General features: G+C 69.3%; 23 protein-coding genes and 1 tRNA gene. 11 read left to right on the top strand and 13 right to left on the bottom strand.

Annotation, left to right across the window (positions count from 1 at the left end; genetic code table 11):
- Positions 1-8 precede the first annotated feature (8 nt).
- The 8 genes from ACFX43_RS11910 to ACFX43_RS11875 all read left to right on the top strand — a co-directional run bounded on the left by ACFX43_RS11910 (position 9) and on the right by ACFX43_RS11875 (position 5,937).
- Positions 9-1,070, top strand: coding sequence for a phenylacetaldoxime dehydratase family protein (locus ACFX43_RS11910; RefSeq protein WP_378820967.1), 1,062 nt, complete (start codon positions 9-11; stop codon positions 1,068-1,070).
- Positions 1,071-1,235: 165 nt separating this feature from the next.
- Positions 1,236-2,777 (top strand): amidase, encoded by a 1,542-nt coding sequence (locus ACFX43_RS11905; protein WP_378820964.1) that lies wholly within the window; start codon positions 1,236-1,238, stop codon positions 2,775-2,777.
- On the top strand, positions 2,774-3,478 hold the full coding sequence (nthB, locus tag ACFX43_RS11900) for a nitrile hydratase subunit beta (RefSeq protein ID WP_378820963.1): 705 nt from the start codon (positions 2,774-2,776) through the stop codon (positions 3,476-3,478). Before ACFX43_RS11905 ends, nthB begins: the two co-directional genes overlap by 4 nt.
- The gene (gene nthA, locus ACFX43_RS11895; RefSeq protein WP_378820961.1) at positions 3,475-4,074 is read left to right on the top strand and encodes a nitrile hydratase subunit alpha; all 600 of its coding nucleotides are present in this window, start codon (positions 3,475-3,477) and stop codon (positions 4,072-4,074) included. Before nthB ends, nthA begins: the two co-directional genes overlap by 4 nt.
- Entirely contained in the window at positions 4,071-4,499 is a 429-nt protein-coding gene (locus ACFX43_RS11890; RefSeq protein ID WP_378820959.1) for a nitrile hydratase accessory protein, read from the top strand. The genes nthA and ACFX43_RS11890 overlap by 4 nt, the downstream gene beginning before the upstream one ends.
- Before the next feature lie 22 nt (positions 4,500-4,521).
- Entirely contained in the window at positions 4,522-4,722 is a 201-nt protein-coding gene (locus tag ACFX43_RS11885; protein ID WP_355019102.1) for a CbtB-domain containing protein, read from the top strand.
- Positions 4,722-5,516: a CbtA family protein gene (locus ACFX43_RS11880; protein ID WP_378820956.1), complete on the top strand. Its 795-nt coding sequence runs from the start codon at positions 4,722-4,724 to the stop codon at positions 5,514-5,516. Before ACFX43_RS11885 ends, ACFX43_RS11880 begins: the two co-directional genes overlap by 1 nt.
- A gap of 13 nt (positions 5,517-5,529) precedes the next feature.
- Positions 5,530-5,937 carry a (2Fe-2S) ferredoxin domain-containing protein gene (locus tag ACFX43_RS11875; RefSeq protein ID WP_378820954.1) on the top strand — a complete coding sequence of 136 codons (408 nt, stop codon included), beginning with the start codon at positions 5,530-5,532 and terminating at the stop codon, positions 5,935-5,937.
- Here the strand turns inward: ACFX43_RS11875 and ACFX43_RS11870 are convergent.
- From ACFX43_RS11870 to ACFX43_RS11860, 3 genes are all read right to left on the bottom strand, one after another.
- Positions 5,918-7,360, bottom strand: a complete 1,443-nt coding sequence (locus ACFX43_RS11870) for a substrate-binding protein (protein WP_378820952.1) — start codon at positions 7,358-7,360, stop codon at positions 5,918-5,920. The two genes, ACFX43_RS11875 and ACFX43_RS11870, sit on opposite strands and share 20 nt — an antisense overlap.
- Before the next feature lie 12 nt (positions 7,361-7,372).
- Positions 7,373-7,717, bottom strand: coding sequence for an ArsR/SmtB family transcription factor (locus ACFX43_RS11865; protein ID WP_378820949.1), 345 nt, complete (start codon positions 7,715-7,717; stop codon positions 7,373-7,375).
- A 638-nt stretch (positions 7,718-8,355) separates the two neighbouring features.
- Positions 8,356-8,847 carry a hypothetical protein gene (locus tag ACFX43_RS11860; protein ID WP_378820947.1) on the bottom strand — a complete coding sequence of 164 codons (492 nt, stop codon included), beginning with the start codon at positions 8,845-8,847 and terminating at the stop codon, positions 8,356-8,358.
- Positions 8,848-8,951: 104 nt separating this feature from the next.
- Between ACFX43_RS11860 and ACFX43_RS11855 the strand changes: the two genes are divergently transcribed.
- Positions 8,952-9,212 (top strand): hypothetical protein, encoded by a 261-nt coding sequence (locus ACFX43_RS11855; protein ID WP_378820945.1) that lies wholly within the window; start codon positions 8,952-8,954, stop codon positions 9,210-9,212.
- A gap of 81 nt (positions 9,213-9,293) precedes the next feature.
- Here the strand turns inward: ACFX43_RS11855 and ACFX43_RS11850 are convergent.
- Both ACFX43_RS11850 and dnaG read right to left on the bottom strand, forming a co-directional pair.
- A tRNA-Asn gene (locus ACFX43_RS11850) sits at positions 9,294-9,366 on the bottom strand.
- Positions 9,367-9,432: 66 nt separating this feature from the next.
- Complete coding sequence (dnaG, locus tag ACFX43_RS11845; protein ID WP_378820942.1) at positions 9,433-11,316, bottom strand: DNA primase; 1,884 nt, start codon at positions 11,314-11,316, stop codon at positions 9,433-9,435.
- 48 nt (positions 11,317-11,364) lie between these two features.
- Between dnaG and ACFX43_RS11840 the strand changes: the two genes are divergently transcribed.
- On the top strand, positions 11,365-12,051 hold the full coding sequence (locus ACFX43_RS11840; RefSeq protein WP_378820939.1) for a class E sortase: 687 nt from the start codon (positions 11,365-11,367) through the stop codon (positions 12,049-12,051).
- Positions 12,052-12,058: 7 nt separating this feature from the next.
- On the opposite strand, the gene ACFX43_RS11835 is transcribed toward ACFX43_RS11840, so the two are convergent.
- A complete protein-coding gene (locus tag ACFX43_RS11835) occupies positions 12,059-12,850 on the bottom strand; it encodes a carbon-nitrogen hydrolase family protein (protein ID WP_378820937.1) in 792 nt (263 codons plus the stop codon).
- On the bottom strand, positions 12,850-13,782 hold the full coding sequence (locus ACFX43_RS11830) for a 2-hydroxyacid dehydrogenase (RefSeq protein ID WP_378820934.1): 933 nt from the start codon (positions 13,780-13,782) through the stop codon (positions 12,850-12,852). Before ACFX43_RS11830 ends, ACFX43_RS11835 begins: the two co-directional genes overlap by 1 nt.
- A gap of 67 nt (positions 13,783-13,849) precedes the next feature.
- On the opposite strand from ACFX43_RS11830, the gene ACFX43_RS11825 reads away from it, so the two are divergent.
- A complete protein-coding gene (locus ACFX43_RS11825) occupies positions 13,850-15,238 on the top strand; it encodes a GntP family permease (RefSeq protein WP_378820931.1) in 1,389 nt (462 codons plus the stop codon).
- Between the two features lie 7 nt (positions 15,239-15,245).
- Here ACFX43_RS11825 and ACFX43_RS11820 read toward each other — a convergent pair whose 3' ends face one another.
- The 6 genes from ACFX43_RS11820 to ACFX43_RS11795 all read right to left on the bottom strand — a co-directional run bounded on the left by ACFX43_RS11820 (position 15,246) and on the right by ACFX43_RS11795 (position 20,060).
- Entirely contained in the window at positions 15,246-15,875 is a 630-nt protein-coding gene (locus ACFX43_RS11820) for a maleylpyruvate isomerase family mycothiol-dependent enzyme (RefSeq protein ID WP_378820929.1), read from the bottom strand.
- Positions 15,876-15,880: 5 nt separating this feature from the next.
- Positions 15,881-16,360 carry an SRPBCC family protein gene (locus ACFX43_RS11815; protein ID WP_378820926.1) on the bottom strand — a complete coding sequence of 160 codons (480 nt, stop codon included), beginning with the start codon at positions 16,358-16,360 and terminating at the stop codon, positions 15,881-15,883.
- Positions 16,357-16,752 (bottom strand): ArsR/SmtB family transcription factor, encoded by a 396-nt coding sequence (locus ACFX43_RS11810; protein WP_378820923.1) that lies wholly within the window; start codon positions 16,750-16,752, stop codon positions 16,357-16,359. Before ACFX43_RS11810 ends, ACFX43_RS11815 begins: the two co-directional genes overlap by 4 nt.
- Before the next feature lie 41 nt (positions 16,753-16,793).
- Entirely contained in the window at positions 16,794-18,038 is a 1,245-nt protein-coding gene (locus ACFX43_RS11805; RefSeq protein WP_378820921.1) for a deoxyguanosinetriphosphate triphosphohydrolase, read from the bottom strand.
- A gap of 17 nt (positions 18,039-18,055) precedes the next feature.
- On the bottom strand, positions 18,056-19,462 hold the full coding sequence (locus tag ACFX43_RS11800) for a CitMHS family transporter (RefSeq protein WP_378820918.1): 1,407 nt from the start codon (positions 19,460-19,462) through the stop codon (positions 18,056-18,058).
- 136 nt (positions 19,463-19,598) lie between these two features.
- Positions 19,599-20,060 carry an Rrf2 family transcriptional regulator gene (locus ACFX43_RS11795; RefSeq protein ID WP_355020456.1) on the bottom strand — a complete coding sequence of 154 codons (462 nt, stop codon included), beginning with the start codon at positions 20,058-20,060 and terminating at the stop codon, positions 19,599-19,601.
- Positions 20,061-20,092 lie beyond the last annotated feature (32 nt).

Genomic DNA, 20,092 nt, shown 5'->3' with positions numbered 1-20,092 from the left:
AGGAAGCCATGGAGTCCGCGATCGACCAGCACCTGACCTGTCCGAGGTCCCTGTCCCGCCGCGTCCCCGACAGCTACGAGCCACCGTTCCCGATGTGGGTCGGGCGTGCCGACGCCACCGTGGAGCAGGTCGTGATGGCCTACCTGGGTGTGCAGTACCGCGACGAGGAACAGCGCCCATCCGCCCTCGCAGCACTCCGCAGTCTCGTCGACAGCCTGGAGGGCCCCGACGGCGCCTCGCACCACGATCTCACGTACCACGTCGACAACCAGGGGCACCACAACCTGATGGTCGTCGGCTATTGGAACGACCCCGCCGCGTACTGCCGCTGGCTGCTCTCCGACAGGATCGCCGGCTGGTGGAGCTCGGAGGAGCGCCTCGCCGAGGGGCTCGGCTACTTCCGTGAGGTGGTGGCACCGCGGGTGGACCAGTTCGAGACGCTGTACGCCTTCCAGGACCAGTTGCCCGGCGTCGGCGCGGTCATGGACGGGATCAGCGGCGAGATCAACGAGCACGGCTACTGGGGTTCGATGCGGGAACGCTTCCCCCTCTCCCAGACCGACTGGATGCAGGGCCGCGGTTCACTGACGGTCGTCTCCGGCGACCCCGAAACCGGCGGCCGCGTGGTGGTACAGGGCCACGACAACATCGCCCTCATCCGCTCGGGCCAGGACTGGATCGAGGCGGGCGCGGAGGAGCGGGCGCTCTATCTCGACGAGATCCTGCCGACGCTGCAGGCGGGCATGGACTTCTTGCGCGACAACGGCCCCGAGGTCGGCTGCTACAGCAACCGCTTCGTGCAGAGCATCGACCTGGACGGGAACCTGCTCGACGAGAGCTACAACATCGGCCACTGGGCCTCATTGGACCGGCTCGAGCGATGGGCGGAGTCCCACCCCACCCACCTGCGGATCTTCACCACGTTCTTCAAGGTCGCCACCCGCCTCGACAAGCTCCGGCTCTACCACGAGGTGTCGGTCTCGGACGGGCGGCAGCAGCTCTTCGAGTACATCAACTGCCACCCGGCCACGGGGATGCTGCGCGACGCCGAGGTTCCGGCCGACGCCTGAGCGAGCCACACCTGCGCCTTCCCGGCGCCTGCGCATTTCGTCGACGTGACTTTTCGTCCCAATATGTCGACAACCATTGACATATCGTTGTGTTCAGGGCCACAGTCTCCGGACAACCGGGTGAGTTCCCAGCCACCCGACGCATCACCCCTTTGGAGGAACCCCATGCCGATCGACCAGCCAGATGCGCAGGGCTTCGAAGCCCTCGCGACGGCCAACCGGCTCGCCATCGACCCCACCGATCTCTCGACCTATCTCGGTGCCGCGACCGGCCTGCTGCAGTCCTGGAATGTCGTGGAGGAGCTCTACACCGAGGTCGCTCCCGTGTCCCCCGAGCGGGCGTGGAGTAGCCCAGCCGAGGAGGAGAACCCGCTCGGCGCCTGGTACGTCACGACCGAGATCACCGGCGCTCCCGATGGTCCGCTCGCCGGCCGGCGGGTGGCGATCAAGGACAACACCGCAGTCGCAGGCATCCCGATGATGAACGGGTCGAGGACCGTCGAGGGCTTCGTCCCGGCGACCGACTCCACCGTGGCCGCCAGGCTCCTCGAGGCAGGCGCCACGATCGCAGGCAAGGCGGTGTGTGAGGACCTCTGCTTCTCGGGCGGCTCGCACACATCGAAGACCGGCCCGGTCCGAAACCCGTGGGACACGACCCGCTCCGCGGGCGGCTCCTCCAGCGGCAGCGGTGCGCTGGTAGCCAGCGGCGAGGTCGACTTCGCCATCGGCGGCGACCAGGGCGGCTCGATCCGCATCCCGTCGGCCTTCTGCGGCACGGTCGGACACAAGCCGACCTTCGGACTCGTGCCCTACACCGGCGCCTTCCCCATCGAACAGTCCATCGACCACCTCGGCCCGATCGCCCGCACCGTCGCCGACACGGCGCTCGCCCTGAACGTGCTCGCCGGCCCCGACGGGCTCGACCCTCGACAGCCCGACACGATTGCCCCGGTCGACTACGTCGCGGCCCTGCAGGAACCGGCCACGGGCCTGCGCATCGGCGTCATCGCCGAGGGCTTCGGGCTAGCGAACTCCGAGCCGGAGGTGGATGCCACGGTGCGCGACGCCATCGCCACGCTCGAGGGTGCCGGTCTGGTGGCCGAGGAGGTCTCGATCCCCTGGCACCGGCACGGAGCCGCGATCTGGGACGTGATCTCCGTCGAAGGTGCCACCTTCCAGATGGTCGAGGGCAACGGCTACGGGATGAACTGGAAGGGCTACTACGACCCCGAGCTGATCGCTCACTACGGGCGTCAGTGGCGCGAGCACCCCGACGCATTCTCGGAGACCGTCAAGCTGGTCGCGCTCGCGGGCAAGCACGCCCTCGGCACGGAGTACGGCCGTCACTATGCGATGGCGCGCGCTCTGGAGGCGTCGCTCCGCGAGGCCTATGACGACGCACTGGCGACGTACGACGTCCTCGTCCTTCCGACCGTCCCGATCCGCGCCAGCGTGATCCCCGGCCCGGACGCCGCGGTGGAGGAGATCCTCGGCCGCGCACTGGAGATGGTCGCCAACACCTGTCCGTTCGACGTCACCGGCCACCCCGCGTGCTCGGTGCCGGCCGGGCTCGCCGACGGCCTGCCCGTCGGTCTGATGATCGTCGGCAAGTTGTTCGACGACGCCACCGTCCTGCGCGTCGCGCAGGCCCTGGAAACCGCAGTCGGGGGCTTCCCGCTGCCGACCACTGTAAGGAGCAACGCATGAACGGAGTGTTCGATCTCGGCGGCACCGATGGGATCGGTCCGATCGATCCGCCGGCGGAGGAACCGGTCTTCCGCGCCGAGTGGGAGAAGCCGATCTTCACCATGTTCGCCGCACTCTTCCGTGCCGGTTGGTTCGGCGTGGACGCGTTCCGCCACGGCATCGAGAACATGGATCCCGCGGTCTACCTCAAGGCGCCCTACTACGAGCACTGGCTCGCCAGCTTCGAGTACCACGGCGCCCGCACCGGCAACCTCGACATCGCCGAGCTGGACCGCCGTACTGCGCACTACCTGGCAAACCCGGATGCTCCGCTCCCCGAGCACGAGCAGAGCCAGGAGCTGCTCGACTTCGCCAACGCCGTGGTACCCGCAGGTGCCAGCGCCCTCCGACCGACCGACAAGGAGCCCCGCTTCAAGGTCGGCGACACGGTCCGAATGAGCACCGACGTACCGTTCGGCCACACCCGGATCGCGGGCTACACCCGCGGCAAGGTCGGCACGGTCATCGCCCACCACGGCTCGTTCATCTACCCCGACACCGCCGGCAACAACCTCGGCGAGGACCCCCAGCACGTCTACACGATCAAGTTCGACGCCACCGAACTGTGGGGCGTCCATGGCGATGCCAACGGCACGGTGTGCTTCGACGCCTGGGATCCCTACCTCACCCTCGTCACGACCACCGAAGGAGCAGCAGCATGAGCAGTCTCGTCCCCAGCCAGGAGGAGATCTCCGCCCGCGTCAAGGCCCTGGAGTCGATGCTCATCGAGCAGGGCGTCATCACGACCTCGATGGTCGACCGGATGGTCGAGATCTACGAGAACGAGGTCGGCCCTCAGCTCGGCGCCAAGGTCGTCGCCAAGGCGTGGAGCGACCCCGACTTCAAGGCCCGCCTCCTCGAGAACGCCACCGAGGCCTGCAAGGACCTCGGCATCAGCGGCCTTCAGGGCGAGGACATGGTCGTCTTGGAGGACTCCGACGACGTCCACCACGCCATCGTGTGCACCCTCTGCTCCTGCTACCCATGGCCGGTGCTCGGTCTCCCGCCGAACTGGTACAAGGAACCCGCCTACCGCGCCCGGATCGTGCGCGAGCCGCGCAAGGTGCTCGCCGACGAGTTCGGGTACGTCGTCCCCGACTCCACCGAGATCCAGATCTGGGACTCGAGCTCGGAGATGCGCTACTGGGTCCTGCCCCAACGTCCCGCCGGGACCGACGGCTGGTCCGAGGACCAGCTCGCCGAGCTCGTCACCCGCGACTCCATGATCGGCGTCGGCCCGGTGAAGGTCGCATCATGACTGCCACCATGACCGACCTCCACACACTCCCCGTCGAAGCGCGCCGCCGGGTCGTCGAGCAACTGGTCTGCGGTCTTCCTGGTGGCCGCCCCGGTGAGCTGTCCTTCGAGCAGCCGTGGGAGATCCGGGCGTTCGCACTGGCCGTCGCGGCTCACAAGGCCGGCGAATACCGGTGGCCCGCCTTCCAGGGAGCACTCATCGACTCGATCAAGGAGTGGGAGACCCAGAACCCGGGCCTCACGGACCCGTCATGGTCCTACTACGAGCACTGGGTCACCGCCCTCGAGACGGTCCTCGGCGAGGCCGGGGTCATCGAGTCCTCGACGGTCGAGGAGCGCACCCAAGAGGTTCTGGCCACCCCCGCCAACCGCAACCACCACGAGGCTCACCTCGAGCCGATCGCCATCGACCCTGCTCGCAACTGAGCATCCACCGAAGGAGAGTCCCATGAGCAACTCGACCACATCGCTCGCTCCGGCACAGTCCGCCAGCGTCCCCCTCTGGGCCTGGGCGGTCGCCGCGATCGCCCTCTTCGCCGTGTACTTCCTGGTCCAGGAGAACGGCGCCATCCTCTCTGCTGACGCCGCCACCTGGCTTCACGAGGTCACCCACGACGGACGGCACGCACTCGGCGTGCCCTGCCACTGATGTCCGCGGCGAAGGCGGGCTGGGGCACCCGCATGCTCATCGGCCTGACCGCTGGCGCGACTGCTGGCCTCTCGGCCGCAGCGGTCCTCCTGCTGGCGGTGGAACCTCGCATCGACGCAGCGATCGCCATCGAGGAGGGCACGTCGGGTGGGCACAGCCACTCGCACGAGGCGGCCGCGGAGGCAGTTGATCACGGCGAACTGGTGACCCGGCTGCAACAGCAGATCGGTGGCGCAGTCACCGTCATCATCGTCGCAGCGCTGCTCGGGCTCGCCTTCGCCGTGGTCTACACCCGGGTGCGACACCGCCTGCCAGGGTCGACAGAGGTCGGCCGCTCGGTCGCGCTCGGCGTACTCGGCTTCACGGCGTTCGCCCTCGCGCCGGCGCTGATACTGCCTGCCAACCCGCCTGCGGTGGGGGACCCGGACACGGTCAACCAGCGCACGGCCGGCTACCTCCTGGTCATCCTGCTCGCGGTCCTGCTCACGATCGCGGTGTTCGCACTCAGCCGTTCGCTGGCCGAGCGCGGCGTCAGCCCAGAGGCACGCTGGGTCGTCGGTTGCCTGCTCGGCGTCGCCGGCGCGGTCGCACTGATCACCTTGTTCCCACGGGTGGACAGCGAGATCCCGCACGAGGTCCCGGCAGCGCTCATCTGGGAGTTCCGCCTCACCTCGCTCGGGCAGCTCGCGGCCTTGTGGGGCGTCCTCGGACTGGCACACGGCGTGCTCACCACCCGGCTGCTCCGCGCCCGAAGCCGGGGCCGAGCCGCCAACCCCAGCTCTGTGGCCGTCTGATCGGCCGACCGGCATGCACACCAGTGCCGCGGCAGGCGGTGACCGTTGCACCGTCACCGTCTGCCGCGGCTGCTGCTGCGGCAGCACCGAGGTCCATCCGGACGTGGACCATGCAGCGCTCGTCGCGGACCTCGGCGACCGGCTCGGCAGCCGAGCCTCGCTCCGCGTGACCGGCTGCCTGTGGGTCTGCGGCGCGGCCAACGTCGTCGTCGTCTCACCGGGCGCCGGCGCGCGGCGCTCCGGCGCCCGGCCGGTCTGGTTCGCACGCATCCTCGGCCCCGAGGAGAACGCGGCGATCGCCACTTGGGTTCATGCGGGAGGGCCGGGGTGTGCCGCACTCCCCAAGCTGCTCGAACAGCACCTCACCCTCCCCTTCCGACGCCGCCGGAAGCAGGTTCGGCTCACCTCGCCAGATCCGTGAGCTGCTCGGTCACGCGGAGTGCCCCGCCCCGGGAGGTGGCGAGATAGATCGGCTGATGCAGGCCCCGCCATGACGTACTGACCCTTCCCCGCGGACCGTCGTACGTCACGCCCACCCGAAGCCGCTCACCGACCACGACCGGATCCCAGGACCCGCCGTCGGCGGCTGCCCGGGTGACCAGGTGCACCGCCTCGTAGAGCCCCTCGGTCATACTCGACACGGGCGCTGCCTCGGGCCCGAACCGGCGGTGGTAATCGGCCTTGAACGCATTGTTGGCCGCGGAGTCGAGGCTCTCGAAGTACGAGAACGCCGTCCACAGCCCCTCGCTGGCGTCCGGGCCTATGAACTCGTGTGTCGACTCGTCCAGGACGAGCGCCAGCGTCGCCACCTCCTGACGTAGACCAGCGGCGTGCATCTGCTGCTCGAACGCGACCTCGTCAGCGCCGACGAGCGAAGAGACGACGAGATCAGCACCGCTCCGGCGGATGGAGGCGATGAGCGAAGCGAAGTCGGTCGTCCCCAGCTCGGCGTACGCCTCCGCGGCCACTGAACCGCCGGACCGCTCGACCACCCTACGAACCGCCCGGTTGGCGCCGCGGGACCAGCAGTAGTCGTTGCCCGCCAGGTAGAAGTGGGACCCACTCGTCGCACGCATCAGGGCCGGGATGGCGGCCGCCGCCTGGGCGGCGGGGCGCTCGCCGAGACGGAGGAGCTCTGGCGCGCCGGCACCGCCCTCGTTCAGCGGCGTGTGGATGATCAAGACGCCGTACTTACGTGCCACCGGGCGCAGCGCTTGGAAGACCGCGGAGGTGACGTTGGCCAGCACCACCCGGCACCCGGCGTGGGCCAGGCGGACGAGCTCGGCCGCGCCGAGGCCCGGGTGAGTGCCGTCGTCGCCTGTCATCAGCTCGAGCGGGCGCCCCAGAACGCCACCGTCTGCGTTGATCTGCTCGACCGCCAACCGTGCGGTGCTCCGTGCCGCGACGGAGAACACGCTTGCCGGGCCAGTGCCGCTGGAGATCAGGCCGAGTCGCCACACGTCGCCGGCCGCGGGAGCCGGTGCGGCCACCATCCGCCGTGCCCAGCCCAGGGCCTCCTCGTCCAGCTGCACCGCCACCCGCACCGTGGAACGCGCCGGCCCGTCGGGACGTACGCTCACCGTCACGCTCCCGGTCCACGGGAGGTCGTGGTGAACGACGAAGCGCCGTGGACGGTCGACGCTGACGACGCGACCGAGAATCTCGGCACGCTGACCGCCAAGCGTGGCGGGGAGGGTCAACGGGATGGCCACCGGCACACCGAGTCGCAGCGCTTGACCCCTCGGCAGGCGCCAGCCCGGCAGGCCGCCACCGGCAATCACATCGAAGGCCTGCTCGGGTGGACACGGAAGTTGTTCTCGGTCCGCGAGGATGATCTCGCCCATGGGCGACCCCTGTCAGCCGGTAGCGGTGGAACGCCCTTTTGCGTTCCGCGGAGCCACCCTGGCGTCGGACCTCAGCTCGTCGAGCGAGTCCCGGTAGACCTGGGCGACGAACCCCACCAGCTGCGATGCAGGTGTCGGGTCGATGCTGTAGAGGCGGAAGCGCCCTTCACGACGCTCGGTCACCAGGCCAGCCATGCGGAGCACGCGTAAGTGGCTGGACACCGTCGTCCGGCCGACACCCTGGACCCGGTCGGCGATGTCGCCGACCGCGAGCTCCCCGTCCGCCAGCGCGAGCAGGATCTCGCGGCGCGTCGGGTCGGCGAGGGCTTCGAAGACGACCCCACCTTGCGGCGTCACAGCGGCCTCCGGATCCGTCGAGAGATGATGACATATCGACGATATCTCAACCATCAGGTACGTGGGAAGAAGTCACGTATCGGTGTTCGCCCGGCCGCCGCTGGTCGACGACGTCCTGCTCCCAGACCCGGAGCTCGACGCGCCGACCCCAAGAGCGCCGCAAAGTGTGACCAAGCCTCTGAACCGGACAAGACAACGAACTCCGCCTGTCCTGTTTGACCAGGTCAGACGGAGTTTCTTGCTCCCCGGTTGGACTCGAACCAGCAACTCTCCGTTTCGGAAGGCCGCCAACGGCGCTTGACGCACGTTGACGAACGGCCGCTCTCACCTGCCCGAATGTCGAAAAAGCACCCATTGTCAATCAGTGTCATCCGTCCAGAAGCGGGAGAAAGGCAGGATGTTCACCAATCCCCGTCGAATCCGCCCAGAACGCACAAGCGTGTGTGTCGACCTGCGGAACGGGGTGGTTGTGATCGCTCTACTCGTCCTCGCCGGAAACCGCCGCCTGGTCGATGCCAGCGCAGCTGGCTGGGGGGATCTCCTCTAGCAAGGCGACGTACACGCCGACCAGCAAAGCCGTCCGACCTCTTTCACAGCAGGTCAGACGGCTTTTCAAGTACCGAATGCTGAGCAACAGGTTACGGGCGCCAACCGTTCGGAACTGCGCCTTGCTGCACTCGGTTGGTGTCGACTCCTTGTGGGTTCCGGCACATTCCGTTGTCAGAGTCCGGCCAGATCATCACCGTGTCCGCGTCGTTCGCCCAAGTCTCGTTCGGGCCGCGCAACGTGTTGCTGTAGTTGCCGAGATTCACGTAGGTGTCTGCGGGGATGCAGATGTAGGAGTCCGGGCTGGTGCCGGTATCCAAGAGCCAGATCGAGTCGTCGTTCTTGGTGTTGATGACAGAGTCAGCCCTGTTCTGATCGCCTTCCGGGAGGTTTCGATAGCCGGATGCGGAGCCGTACCAGATCGTGGTTCCGCCGCTGTATGTCCCGGTCTTAAGGCACAGGTTCGGATAACTGCAACCGTAGTGTGACGCTGCCTGCGCAGGCGTGGCGACAACGACTCCGACGACCGTTGCCAAGGCAGCGAAGACCACGCCGGCAGTGAACTTTCTGAGCAGTGCAGGCACATGCCCTCCTTCTAGGTAGCGGGAGCCCTCAACGTATGGCGCCACCCGGTCCTGCCGTTCCCGTACCTGGCCCGTACCAGCCTGCATCGGCCGCGATAGGGCCTGTGCTCTGCAGCGCACACTCCGACGTCGACGGCCCCGGACGGTTCACTTACGCCTGGGGCACCTTCAAGACGTTCCGCAAGGCCGTGGCGAAACTGCTCACCGAGGAGTACGACCTCCGCACGGCTCAGGAGCAGCTCGGCCACGCAAGCCAGACCACGACAGAGTCGTTCTACGTCGGGATCAACACGGAGGCACCGAAGGTCGCCGAGACCCTTGAGAAGTTCTTCAAGGAGTCCACTCCGAGCCCTAAAACCGGGTGAACTCCGGGAGAAACGGTCTTGGACCGAAATGACGAGAGCCGCTGACCTTGGCGTTTTACCTGGTCAGCGGCCCTTTTCTTGCTCCCCCGGTTGGACTCGAACCAACAACCCTCCGGTTAACAGCCGAATGCTCTGCCAATTGAGCTACAGGGGAATTGCACCTTGCGGCGCGGGTGAAACCTTAGCAACCCGGCGGCGGCGATCGGAAATCGGCAGGCCGTCACTCGGCGACGAGGTTGCGGAGGCCGCGACGGTGCTGTTCGAGGGCGGCGAGCTGGGCGAAAAGACGGTTGTAGGACTCGGGGTCGGCGGCCGCATCGGAGCGCTGCAGACGGCTCTTCACCTCGGCGATGCGGCGCTGGTCGAGGAGCTCGAGGAGGCGTACGACGTACTGCAGGACGTACGCAGCATCCGGCTCCTTCGCGGAAGGGATCGGCTCCACGGCGAGCTCGGCGAGGATGCGGCTGACGAGCGGGTCCGAGGCGGCGGCACCGAGCTTCTGGGCCCAGCCGGCGTCGCCGGTGCCGGCGCCGGGGCCACCGAGGCCCGCGATGATCTCCCACAGCGCCCGGTAGAGGGGGTGGGTGAAGGCCTCGGGGGTGATCTCGCCGGTGGTGCGCCCCAACGCGACAGGGTGCTGCACGAAGAGCTTCAGGGTCTCGCGCTCGACCGTGAAGCGCGGCTCGCGCGGATGCGGCATGGGCGGGCGCTGCGGCGCGACGGGAGCCTCGGACGTGGCGACGGCCTCGCGTCGCGGCGGAGCAGCCGAAGGAGCCGGGCGGCCGGCGGCGCGGCGTACCTCTCTGGCAGCCTCGTCGGGGTCGACGCCGAGGAAGCGAGCCAGGTCGCGGGTGAAGCCCATCTTCTTGGACTCATCGCGCACGGAGGCGACCAGCGGGGCCGCCTCGCGGAGGGCGTCGACCCGCCCGTCGGCACGGTCCAGGTCGTACTTCGAAGCGACGTTGCGCAGCACGAACTCGTAGAGCGGGACACGGTTGGCGAGCAGCTCGCGGACCGCCTCGTCGCCCTTCTTGATCCGCAGGTCGTTGGGGTCGAGGCCGTCGGGCTCGACGGCGACGTACGTCTGGGAGGTGAAGTTGCCGTCGCCCTTGAACGCCTTCAGCGCCGCGGCCTGGCCGGCGGCGTCGCCGTCGAAGGTGAACACGACCGCGCCACGCAGCTGCTGGTCGTCGGAGATGAACCGGCGCAGCACCTTCGCGTGGTCGTCGCCGAACGCGGTGCCGCAGGTCGCCACGGCGGTGGTGATCCCGGCGAGGTGGCAGGCCATCACGTCGGTGTAGCCCTCCACGATGACCGCCTCGCGGGTGCGGGCCATCTCCTTGCGGGCCAGGTCGATGCCATAGAGGACGTGCGACTTCTTGTAGATCGGCGTCTCGGAGGTGTTGAGGTATTTCGCCTCGATGCGGTCGTCGTCGAAGAGCCGGCGGGCGCCGAAGCCGATCACGTCACCGCCCGACTCCCGGATCGGCCACATCAGCCGACCGCGGAACCGGTCGTAGTGCGACCGCCCGTGCGCCACCAGGCCGGCGGTGACGACCTCCTCGTCCGAGAACCCGCGCGCACGCAGGTGGCGGTAGAGGTCCTCTCCCCCGCGCGGCGAGAAGCCGACCCCGAAGTGCAGCGCCGCGTCGCGGTCGAAGCCCTTCTCGGCGAGGAACTGTCGCGCGACGACGGCGTCCGGAGTCAGCAGCTGCTCGGCGTAGAACTCGGCGGCGACCTTGTGGGCCTCGACCAGCTTGCCGCGACCGGGACCACGTCGGACCGGCGCCTCGTCGCCCTCCTCGCGCTGCACCTGCACGCCGACCTTGTCGCCGAGCCGCTCGACCGCCTCGAAGAAGCTCAGTCCTTCGAGCTTCATCACGAAGTCGATGACGTCGCCGCCCTCTTGGCAACCGAAGCACTTGAAGAAGCCCCGGGACGGGTTCACGTTGAACGAAGGCGACTTCTCGTCGTGGAACGGGCACAGGCCCTTGTAGGTCCCCGGGCCCGCGCGGCGCAGCGTGACGTACTGGGAGACGATGTCGTCCAGGCGCGCCTTCTCGCGCACCTCCTGGATGCTCGTCTCCTTGATGCGGCCCGCCACAACGCCTGATCCTACGGGGCCGTGGATCAGCCTGAGATGCTTGACCTGATGTCCACCACCACACCGGCCCGACCGTCGGCCCGAACGCGGGCCCGCCGGGCGACTTTCTGGCTCGGCCTCGTGATGGTCCTGGCCGGTGTGGGGCTCCTCGGCTACGCCGCCTGGGAGCTCTACGGCACCACGATCGTCAGCAAGCAACGCCAGCAGGAAGCGACCTCGACGATCGAGAAGGCGTGGGAATCGGGCAGGGCCGAGGCCACGACCGAGTTCGGTTCGGCCGAGGCGCTCATCGAGATCCCCCGCTTCGGCGAGGACTACCGGATCCCGGTCCTCGAAGGCACCTCGGACCGGGCCCTGGGCGCCGGTTTCGGCCACTTCTCCGGCACCGCCGGACCCGGCGAGGTCGGCAACTTCGCGCTCGCCGGTCACCGGATCACCCACGGCGAGCCGCTGCGCGACCTCCCCGAGCTCCGCGAAGGCGACGAGATCCACGTGCTGACCAGGGAGAAGACGTACGTCTACGCCCTCACCAGCGACGGCGACGACCTGATCGTGCCGTTCACCTCCGTCTGGGTCACCGACCCGCTCCCCGACAACCCCGACCGTGGTGGGGTGGAGCCCGAGCAGGTCGAGGGCCAGCGCCTGATCACCCTCACCACCTGCTCCGAGCTCTTCCACACCGACAACCGGATGATCGCCTTCGGCAAGCTCGTCGCCGAGGAGCCGGCCGGCTGACGGACGGCTAGAGACGGAGCGTACGCCGCGGGCCGAGGTCGGCTCGGTGGTCGGCCCACATCCGCTGCTCGCCCCGGACGCGCGTGACCTCGGCCGGGTCGATCGTGGCGACGACCATCCCAGGGGTCGCGTCGTCGAGCCGCTCTACCGGCCGGCCGAGCGGGTCGTAGACCGCGGAGCCGCCGATGAGGCCCAGCGGCCCGCCGACGAGACCGGCGAAGGCGACGTACATCGAGTTGTCCAGCGCCCGGGCGGCGTAGTGCAGGTCGCGCCGGTGGCCTCCGCCTGGGAAGTAGGCACCGGTGTTGAGATAGAGGACCGCGCCGTCGGCGGCCGCAGCGGCCGCGTGCTCGGGAAAGTTGGCGTCGTAGCAGACCGACAGGGCCACCCGGACGCCGTCGACCTCGACCGTCGTGCCGTGCTGGCCGGGCTCGAAACGCTCGACCTCCGGCGGGTAGAGGTGCTGTTTGTCGTACGCCGCGACCGGCTCCTCCCCTGGCGCGATGACCAGGCTGGTGATCGCCCGGCGTCCGGCCTGGGCGAGGGGCGAGTTGAGGACGAGCACCGCGCCGGTCTCGTCCACCGCGGCCTGCGCCGGGGCGAGCCAGGCGGTGTCGTCGAGCGAGGGCAGCGGGCCATCGAAGGCGTCGAGGTCCCACGAGGTCGTGAACGTCTCCGGCAGCGCGACCAACCGGGCGCCCCTCGCCGCCGCCTCACGGACCCGATCCGCTGCCGTCGCGACGTTGGCCGCGACGTCGCCCGGCACCGCCGTCTCCTGGACGACCGCGATCCGCAGCATCAGTAGGCGCCCGACATCACGTTGGCCAGCGGCTCGCCGGCAGCGAACCGCTCGAGCTGCTCGCGTACGACCCGGTAGGCGCGGGGCCACATAGCGCTCGACGCGCCACCGACGTGCGGCGTGATGAGCAGGTTGGGCGAGCTCCACAGCGGGCTCTCCGCCGGGAGCGGCTCGGCCTCGGCGACATCGATCGCCGCGTGGATCCGCTTCGTGGCGAGCTCGGCGACCAGGTCGGAGGTGACGACGACACCACCGCGGGCGACATTGACCAGCAGCGCACCGTCCTTCATCTGCCCGAGGAGCTTCCGGTCGACGAGGCCGCGGGTCTCGTCGGTGAGCGGCGTGGCCAGCACGATCACGTCGGCCTCGGGCACGAGCGTGTCGAGCTCGTCGAAGCCGTGCACGCCCTCCCGCGCGGTCCGCGCGACCCCGACCACCTCTGTCTCGAACGGAAGCAGCCGTGCCTCGATGGCCCGGCCGATCGCGCCGTACCCGACGATCAGGACCCTCTTGTCGGCCAGCGACGGGAACCAGCCGGGCCGCCAGGCGTGCTCGTCCTGGTGGCGTACGTGGCCGGGGATGCCCCGCAGCGACGACAGGACCAGCGTGACGGCGAGCTCGGCGGTCGAGGTGTCGTGGATGCCGCGGCCGTTGCAGAGGGTCACGCCCTCCGGGATGTGGCCGCGGGCGGCGTCGACCCCCGCGGTGAGCAGCTGTACGACCTGGAGCGAGGTCATCTGGCTGACGACGTCGAAGATGCGCGAGCCGAGCATGTAGGGCGGCAGGTAGAAGGCCACCTCACCTACCGAGTCCGGCACCTCCACCTCGCCACCGGTGAAGCGGGTGTGGTCGAAGAGCTCGAAGCGGAGACCTGCGGGCACCTCGCCCAGCTCGGATGGGTCGAACGGCAGCCAGACGAGGGGATCGCTCACATCAGGAGACTCTCCCATACCCCGGTAGGGGTGACCTCGGTCACACCCCGTCGCTAGGGTGACCGCCATGGATCCGCTGGCCCCCGCTCACCCCACCTGGGTGATGCTCCTGATCGCCGCCGTCGCCGTCGCCGTACTCCTCTTCCTGATCGCCAAGGTCAAGCTGCACGCCTTCATCTCGCTGGTGCTGGTCAGCGCGGTCACCGCGGTCGCGGCCGGCATCCCGGTCGCCGACGTGCCCGCGGCGATGCTGGCGGGCTTCAGCGCCACGCTCGGCTCGGTGGCACTGCTGGTGGCGTTCGGGGTGATGCTCGGACGGTTGCTGGAGGTGACCGGCGGCGCGCAGGTGCTCGCCGACACGCTCATCGGCGCGTTCGGCGAGAAGCGTGCCCCGCTCGCGCTCGGCGTCGCCGCGCTGATCTTCGGGTTCCCGATCTTCTTCGACGCAGGCCTGGTCGTCTTCCTGCCGATCATCTTCGCGGTCGCGCGGCGCTTCGGCGGCTCGATCCTCATCTACGCCCTGCCCACAGCCGGTAGCTTTGCCGCGATGCACGCTGTCGTGCCACCCCACCCGGGCCCGGTCGCCGCCGCGACGGAGCTCGGCGGCGACATCGGCCTCACCCTCCTGATCGGTGTGCCGGTCGCCGTCCTCGCCTGGATCCCCGGCGCCTACCTCGTCGGCACCAGGCTCGGCGCCCGATACAACCCGGAGCCGCCCAACGTCTTCGCGACCGGCAATGCGGACGACGCCTTGGAGAGCGGCGCCACTCCCCCGCCGTTCGCCACCGTCGTGCTCCTCCTGGCTCTGCCCCTCGTTCTGATCGGTCTCAACACGGTCGTCAGCACGCTGATCGCCGCCGGGACAGTCAGCGAAGACGCCACCTGGGCCAGCGCACTGATCCTCATCGGCCAGACCCCGATCGCGCTGCTGATCACCGTGCTCGTCGCGATCTTCGTGCTCGCACCTGGCCGCTTCCCCATCGGCCAGGCGAGCGAGATCGTCGACAAGGCGCTCGGCCCGATCTGCGCGATCATCCTGATCACCGGCGCCGGCGGGATGTTCGGCGGCGTGCTGCGCATCAGCGGGATCGGCGAGGCGCTGTCCACCTCGCTCTCCGGTCTCGGGATGTCGCTCATCGTGCAGGCGTTCCTGATCGCCACCCTGCTCCGGGTCGCCCAGGGCTCCGCGACCGTCGCGCTGACCACCACGGCCGGCCTGATCTCCGCACAGGTCGCTGCCGCGGGGCTGGGCAACTTCGACATCGCCCTGCTCGTCTTCGCCATCGCCGCCGGCGCGACCGTCCTCTCCCACGTCAACGACTCCGGGTTCTGGCTGGTCAGCCGCTTCTTCGGGATGGACGTCATCACCACCCTGAAGACCTGGACGGTCCTGGAGACCACCCTCGGCCTCTCGGTCTTCGTGATCGCCTCGGCGCTCTGGATCATCGTTCCCTAGCTTCGGCTCAGCCGGTACGCCGCACCTTGCTCTCGAGCGTCGCCAGCCCCGGCCCGGTGAGCTCGGGCAGTGCGTCTGCCCGTCCGCAGACCGCCATCAGCAGCGCCTCGGCCGGCCCTGTGACCTCCTCGCCGCTCCCGCGGGACCAGGCGAGGTCGGTGGCCACCAGACGCAGGCCGCGTACGTTGCGCCTGGCCGGCAGCGGCGGGGCCATCAGCGCGAAGTCGAGCACCGGCGCGAGCCGTTCGGCCGGCACCTCGCGCGGCCGCCCGAGCGCCCGGCGGATGTCCTGGTGGTGGATGAGGCCGTCGGTCAGCCCGATCCTGGCATCGGCCATCGCCGTCGGTCCGGACGGTCGGGCATGCGCCCGCACGTAGGCGACCAGCTCGGCCGGACCCCGGGCACCGAACTCCTCGAGACGGCGGGCGTTCATCCGGCCGAACCGGAACCCGGCGCGCACGAACCGCCCGGCGAACTCACCCAGCCCGATCTCCTCGTAGCTGATCAGGTGCGCGACGACGTCCCGAACCGTCCACCCGCTGCACAGCGAGGGCCGCTCCCAGTGCTCCGGCTCGAGTGTGTCGAGGAAGTCGGCGAGATCCTTCCGTTCGGCCGTCGCGAGCGCGGTGCGGTCCACCCCGATCACGCCTGCGCGAGAGCCCGGAAGCGCTGCAGATAGATCCCCCAGGCGTCGGATCCGGCGGCCCGGTCACGCCAGCCCTGCCACCCTGCGCCGTGCCGGTCGAGGTGGCGGTGCTCGAGGCGTAGGTGGGTCTGCTCCGCGCCCACCGCGGTGAAGGTGAACTCGACCTCGCTGCACCGCGACGGATCGGGCTCGAGCTTGAAGTCGGGGGTGATGTCCCAGGAGATCACCAGCCGGTGGGGCGGTTCGACGGCGAGGACGCGCGCCCACTGACAGGTGCTGCCGTCGACACCGCGGTCGTAGACGCGACCGCCGACCCGGGGTTCCAGCACCGTCTCGGCGATCTCGACGGGAAGCATGTTGTGCTCGCGCGGCTTGATCCGGTCGAAGTCCTCGGTGAACACCTTGAAGGCGTGCTCGACCGGGACGTCGACGGTGATCTCCAGCTCCACGGAGGTCTTTTCGCGAGTGGTGCTCATTGCTGCTCCTTCTGCTCGCTGTGCTCGCTTACTCCCTCGCTCGGCGCGTGCGGACGAGCAAGCTCGCCGCCCGACCTCGCTCCGGTCGTCTCTGCACGGTAGCTGTCCTCAGCCACCTGCTTGAACGAATGCAACGCCTGGGTCCAGTAGGTATCCAGCTCGGCGCGCAGCTCGGCCAGGCCCTCGAGCCGGGCCTGGTAGATCCGGCGACGACCGGCCGGGGTCATCGACACCAGCCCGGCCTCGCGCAGGATCTTGAGGTGCTGGGACACCGCGGCCATGCTCACCGGCAGGGCATCGGTGAGCTCGCCCACCGAGCATGGCCCGGCGGCCACCCGAGCCAGGATCTGGCGGCGGGTGGAGTCGGAGACGGCGTACCAGACATCGGCCACGTCATTTAAGGTAACGCTTAAATGACGTGCCCGCAATGGCGTCAGGGGCGCCGGCAGAGCCGTTCGTGCCAGGCCAGTGCGGTGATGTCGGTGAGCGAGGCGACCTGGTCGATCACGACGCGGAGCCGGGCGGCGTCGTCGGCCGCGTCGTGCCAGTCGTCGGCGAACTGCCGGTCGAGGTCGTCCGGTCCGGTGGCGACGAGGTGCTCGAGGAGCTCACCGAGCAGGTTGCGCTGGCGGTCCATCTTCACGGCCCGCTCGTCGGTGCGCATCACGTAGTGCGCCGCGATCCCCTTCAGCAGCGCGATCTCCAGGCGAGTCTGCTCCGGCACCACCAGGTCCGCGCCGTAGCGGACGTAGGGACCGCCGCCGGCGGCGTACGTCGCCTCCCGCACCGCCCCGCAGAACCGGCCGATGACGTCGGAGGTCAGGTTCTTGAGCATGGCCCGGGAACGGCGAGAGGCGTCGTACGCGGCGCCCTCGGGGATCCAGCAGCCGGCGGCACTCAGATCGGCGATGGTCGATACCGCGACAGCACGGTCGAAGCCCGGGACGTACCAGTCGGCGACGGTCGCGGCGACGCCGTCGAGGTCGAGGCGGGCCAGGTCGATCTTGCCGGCGACGATGCCGTCCTCGACGTCATGGACGGAGTAGGCGACGTCGTCGGAGAGGTCCATGATCTGCGCCTCGACGCACTGCCGCTGTCCGGCATCCGTGGCGCGCAGCCAGGTGAAGACCGGCAGGTCGTCCTCGTAGACCCCGAACTTCGACCCCTTGCGCTCACCGAAGCCCCACGGATACTTCGTGCACGCGTCCAGCGTCGCCCGGGTCAGGTTGAGCCCGACCGAGCGCCCGTCGGCGTCGAAGGTCTTCGCCTCCAGCCGGGTCAGGATGCGCAGCGTCTGCGCGTTGCCCTCGAACCCACCGATGCCCTTCGCCTGCTCGGCGAGCACGTTCTCGCCGTTGTGCCCGAACGGCGGGTGCCCGAGGTCGTGGGCGAGGGCCGCGGTCTCGGCGATGTCGGGCTGTGGCGAGTCCGGGCCGTTCAGGGCACGCGACAGGTCCCGCGCGACCTGGGCCACCTCGAGCGAGTGGGTCAGCCGGTTGCGCACGAAATCGTCGGCCTGCGGCCCCACGACCTGAGTCTTCGCCGCCAGCCGCCGGGTCGAGGCGGCATGCACCACGCGGGCGCGGTCGCGCTCGAACTGCGTACGCTCCGGCGCGACCACCCGCTTGGGCGGCTCGGCGACGATCCGCTCGCGGTCGGCGGCCCCATATAGCTCCACATCCAGGAGGCTATCGGCTACAACGGGATCGCCGTGGTCAGCACCCCGATGGCCAGCATCGTGAGCGACACCGCGGCCGCGCGCCACAGCACCTTCTTGTGGTGATCGGCGAGAGGCACCCTCGCCAAGGTCACCAGCAGCAGGATGGCGGGCACGAGCGGGCTCTGCATGTGGAAGGTCTGGCCGGTGATCGAGGCGCGCGCCATCTCCTCCGGGGCGATGCCGTAGGTCGACGCCGCCTCGGAGAGCACCGGGAGAACGCCGAAGTAGAAGGCGTCGTTGCTCATGAAGAAGGTGAACGGCAGGCTGAGTACGCCGGCGATCACCGCCATGTGCGGGCCCAGCGCGGGCGGGATGATGTCGATCAGCCATCGCGCCATCGCCTCGACCATGCCGGTCCCCTGGAACACTCCGGTCAGCACGGCCGCGGCGAAGACCATCGCCACCACGGACACGATGCTCGGGGCATGCCGGGTGATCGCCTCCTGCTGCTCCTTGACCTGCGGGAAGTTCACGACCAGCGCGATCGCCGCGGCGACCATGAAGAGCACCAGGATCGGCAGGATGTCGAGCACGAGGACGACCAGCAGCGTGGCGGTCAGGAGCGCGTTGAACCAGAACAGCCCCGGTCGCAGCGTCGAGCGCTTCGGGTCGAGCCCGTCCGCGAACCAGTCCGCGTCGTCGTTCTCCTCGTCGCGGCCCGAGCCGCGGCCCGAGTCGCCTCCCGCACCAGCCGTGGCCGAGGCGGGGGCACCGGCACCGACCAGCACGCGCTCCTCGGTCGTCTGGGTCATCTCGGTCAGCTCCAGCGAGCCGATCCGGCGGCGCTCGAGGTACCCCAGGTGCACGGCGAAGACCAGCACGACAGCCAGACCCGCGATCATCGACGGGATCATCGGCACGAACACGTCAGACGGCGAGACCCCGAGCGAGGCAGCGGCGCGGGCGGTCGGACCACCCCAGGGGAGGATGTTCATCGCGCCGTTGGCAAGGCCGGCCACGACGGTGAGCACGACCGGGCTCACCCCGAGCTTCAGGTAGAGCGGGAGCAGCGCGGAGGTCACGATGATGAACGTGGTCGACCCGTCGCCGTCGAGCGAGACGACCATCGCGAGGACAGCGGTCCCGACGACCAGACGCATCGGGTCGTAGCCGACCATCCGCAGGATCAGCTTGACCAGCGGGTCGAACAGGCCGACGTCGATCATGATCCCGAAGAAGATGATCGCGAAGAACAGCATCGCCGCGGTCGGCGCGAGCTCCTTGACCGCATCGACGATCATGTCGCCGATGCCCAGCCCGGCGCCCGCGGCGACGCCGAACACCACCGGCACCGCGATGAGGCCGACGACCGGGGTCGCCCGTCTGGACATGATCAGGAACATGAAGAGGGCGACCATCATGAAGCCGAGTGCTACGAGCATTGCCGATCCTGGTTCTCTACGCCGTGTGCTGACCGTCACGTGGTGACACCCGAGACTGTGGGTGACGCGCACCACAGGTCAACGTTGCCGTCGTAACGGACGTTGTGGTCGTTGCGGTCAAGCGCGAGAACGGCCCTCAGGGCAGCAGGATCGCGAAGTCCTCCGCGTTGAAACCGGCCGTCGACATGACGTCGTCGAGCGTGATCCCCGAGAGCTCGTCGAGGACGGCGCGGGCCACCCGGCGGTCGAGGTCGACGAGGACACCCTGGATGTTGGCGCCCACCGCGCAGGCGGGGTTGGGGCCATGGATGCCGAGGACCTGATCGTCGCCCTGCAGCACCTGCCACACCTGGGCGAGGTTCACCGTCCCGGGGTCGACCGCCAGCTCCCATCCCCCGTGGGCGCCGGGACGGGACCGCACCAGACCGGCCGTACGCAGCGGCCCGAGCACCTTGCGCACATGGACCGGGTTGACCGCGGTGCTGCCGGCGAGCTCGTCGGAGCTGACGGGGGTCGTGCGGCCGGCGGCAGCGCACGAGGCGAGGTACGTCAGGACATGGACGGCCACCGCGAAACGGGTGTTCGTCGGGGCGGCCATACCCCCATCTTGCCTTATTGCCATCGGTATGA

The organism is Nocardioides sp. YIM B13467 (genome assembly GCF_042788075.1).
Lineage (GTDB): Bacteria > Actinomycetota > Actinomycetes > Propionibacteriales > Nocardioidaceae > Nocardioides.
The sequence above is the reverse complement of the archived record's forward strand: the minus strand, read 5'-3'. Positions and strand labels throughout refer to the sequence as shown.